Source organism: Vicinamibacterales bacterium (assembly GCA_035699745.1).
GTDB lineage: Bacteria > Acidobacteriota > Vicinamibacteria > Vicinamibacterales > 2-12-FULL-66-21 > JAICSD01.
Map to the genome: position 1 here is coordinate 1 of DASSPH010000087.1, position 2805 is coordinate 2805.

Consider the following 2805-nt stretch of genomic DNA (forward strand, 5'->3'; position numbering starts at 1 on the left):
GGCAAGGCGCTGATCGAGATCACCGTGCGCGAGGGACCGCGCTACCGGATCGGCTCGTTCGAAGTCATCGGCAACCGGCGCTTCCCGACGGAGGCGGTGCGGGAGCACTACCCGTTTGGCGAGCAGCAGAGGACGCTCGCCGGACGCGCGACGAACCTGATCCGGCGTGGCTACCGGAATCCGGCCAACACGTTCGACGAGAGCAAATGGAAGGAAGCCGAGCAGAAGCTGATGGAGGCGTACAGCAACGAGGGATACATCTACGCCCGGGTTAATCCGGTGGTCGAGCGCGTGCCCGGCGGGGACTCGGTGCGGACCGTGAACCTCCGCTGGGAGATCGAGGAGCGGTCGCCCGCGATCATTAACCGCATCGACATCGCCGGGAACGACTACACCTGGGAGACCTGCATCCGCGAGCAGCTCGTGCTGATCCCGGGGCAGGTGTTCAACCGGCAGGCGCTCATCCGCAGCTACCAGAACATCTCGAACATGAATTTCTTCGAGTCGCCGATGCCGGCGCCGGAGACCAGGCCCGCCGGCGACGCCGGCGACGTGGACATCGTGTTCAACGTGAAGGAGAAGCGCACCGGCAACCTGAACTTCGGCGCCTCGATGGGGCAGGGCACGGGCCTCGGCGGCTTCGTCGGGATGAACCAGCCGAACCTGTTCGGCCGCTGCAAGCAGGTGGAAGTGCAGTGGCAGTTCGGCCGCTACATCAACGACTTCAACGGCACGTACACCGATCCGAACATCAGGCAGACGCGGATCTCCGGCAGCGTCAGCGCCTACCACACGCGCTCGCGCTTCCGGATCGCCGACCTCGGGCAGAGCACGCGCACCGGCGGCCAGCTGCAGTTCGGCTTCCCGGTCCCGTGGTCGTACTACACCCGCTTCTTCGTGTCGTACGGCGGCGAGTCGGTCCGGTACTCGGAGGAGAACTCGACGCTGCTCGGCCAGCTCGCGCGCGACTGCAGGAGCTGCTTCCGCTCGACGCTGGGGGTGACCGGCACGCACGACACGCGGATCGGCCTTCCGTTCCCGGTGGACGGGGGGCTGCAGACGATCGCGGCGCAATTCAATGGCGGTCCGCTCGGCGGCACCTCGAACTTCCAGCGGTATACGGCCGAGCTGAGGTCGTACGCGCCACTGGCGGCCTTCGGCAACCAGATCTTCGGCGGCCAGCCGATGCAGCTCGTCACGGCGCTGAGCGCGCGGGGGGGAGCGCTGTTCGGCAACCCCGGACCGTTCTTCTACTCCCAGTCGTTCGCGCTCGGCGGCACGCAGTACGGCGAGCAGCTGCGCGGCTACGACGAGTTTTCCATCACGCCAGGCGGGTACGACCCGACCTCCGAAACGAGCTCAGCCCGTCGCGGATCGTTCGGAAACGCGTACTTTACTGCCACGGCCGAGCTGGGATTGAGGCTGTCGTCGGCGCTGTACGTGCACGCGTTCGCGGAAGGCGGCAACGTGTGGGACAGCCCGCGGGAGTTCAATCCCACGCGCCTGTTCCGGAGCGTGGGCTTCGGCGCCGCGACGCTCAGCCCGCTCGGACCTCTGGGCATCGACCTGGGGTATGGACTCGACAAGACGGACCTGCTCGGCCGCCCGACGCCGGGCTGGAAGCTGCATTTCAAGCTCGGTCAACTTTTCTAAACCTTTTGGAGTCTTGATGAAGATGATTTCCCGCGTCGCCGCGATCGCCGTGCTGCTCGTTGCAGCGGGCTCGACACCGGCGTATGCACAGGCACCGGTCAAGCTGGGCTACATCAACGCGCAGCAGATTCTCGCTGCCGCCCCCGGCCGCGAGGCCGCCGAGCGCCAGTTCGAGAGCGAGGTCGGAAGCTTCCGGCAGCAGATCCAGCGGATGGATGACTCGCTCCGCGTAATGGGCGAAGCGTTCCAGCGCGAGCAGGCGTCGCTGACGCCGGCGGTTCGCCAGCAGCGGGGACAGGCGCTCGAAGCACTCGAGACGTCGTTCCAGCAGCGCGCGGCCCAGCTCAATCAGCAGATGCAGCAGCGGCAGGCCGAGCTCGTCCGCCCGATCATGGACCAGCTCAACCGCGTGCTGGACGAGATCCGCCGAGCCGACGGCTACGCGTTCATCTTCGACGTGTCGTCCGCGGGGCAGACGATCGTCGCCGCCGACACCACGCTCAACCTGACGGACCGCGTGATCGCGCGTCTCACGGCGCTTGGCCCGCCACCCGCAGCCGCGCCCGCGACGGCACCCGCGACCACGCCGCAGCCGGCCGGAGTGACTCGACCGAGACAGTAATGGCGCGCTCGGCGCCATCTTCCACCGGCAGTGATTCTTCAGTCAGCGGTGATGGTGTTCGCACTATCACCGCTGAAGCTGTTTCAGAGCTCGTAGGCGGCGAGCTCCGCGGCGATCCAGGCGCCGCTGTAACCGGCGTCGCGCCGCTGGACCGCGCGGCCGCGAGCGACGTCAGCTTCCTGGCCGCGCCGCGTTACGTAGGGGCCGCCGAGCGCACTCGCGCGGGCATCCTCCTGGTGAGCCGGGAGCTGGCGGATACGGCGACGGGGGCGCGCGCCACCATCGTGGTGGACAAGCCGCACGACGCGGTGCTGAAGCTGCTGCCGCGGCTGTACGTCGCGCCGCATCGGGTCCCGGGAGTGCATCCGACGGCGAGGATCGGCCGGGGCGCCCGCATCGGAGCCGGCGTAGCCATCGAGGAGTACGTGGTGATCGGCGCGGGCGCGACCGTCGGCGACGGTGTGTGGATCGGCCCCCACGCCGTGGTTGGCGACGGGGCGCGGATCGGCAGGGATTCGGCGCTGTACGCC

At 68.2% G+C, this 2805-nt stretch carries 3 protein-coding genes; all 3 read left to right on the top strand.

Going from position 1 to position 2805, the window contains the following annotated elements:
• On the top strand, positions 1 to 1653 hold a 1653-nt coding region (locus VFK57_21090; GenBank protein ID HET7698224.1), incomplete at its 5' end, for a BamA/TamA family outer membrane protein.
• 16 nt (positions 1654 to 1669) lie between these two features.
• On the top strand, positions 1670 to 2275 hold the full coding sequence (locus VFK57_21095) for an OmpH family outer membrane protein (protein HET7698225.1): 606 nt from the start codon (positions 1670 to 1672) through the stop codon (positions 2273 to 2275).
• On the top strand, positions 2275 to 2805 hold a 531-nt coding region (locus VFK57_21100), incomplete at its 3' end, for an LpxD N-terminal domain-containing protein (protein ID HET7698226.1). The genes VFK57_21095 and VFK57_21100, both read left to right, overlap by 1 nt.

Coding starts and splice junctions, on each gene's coding strand:
- VFK57_21095 (HET7698225.1), top strand. CDS start 1,670: ATGAAGATGATTTCCCGCGTCGCCGCGATCGCCGTGCTGCTCGTTGCA.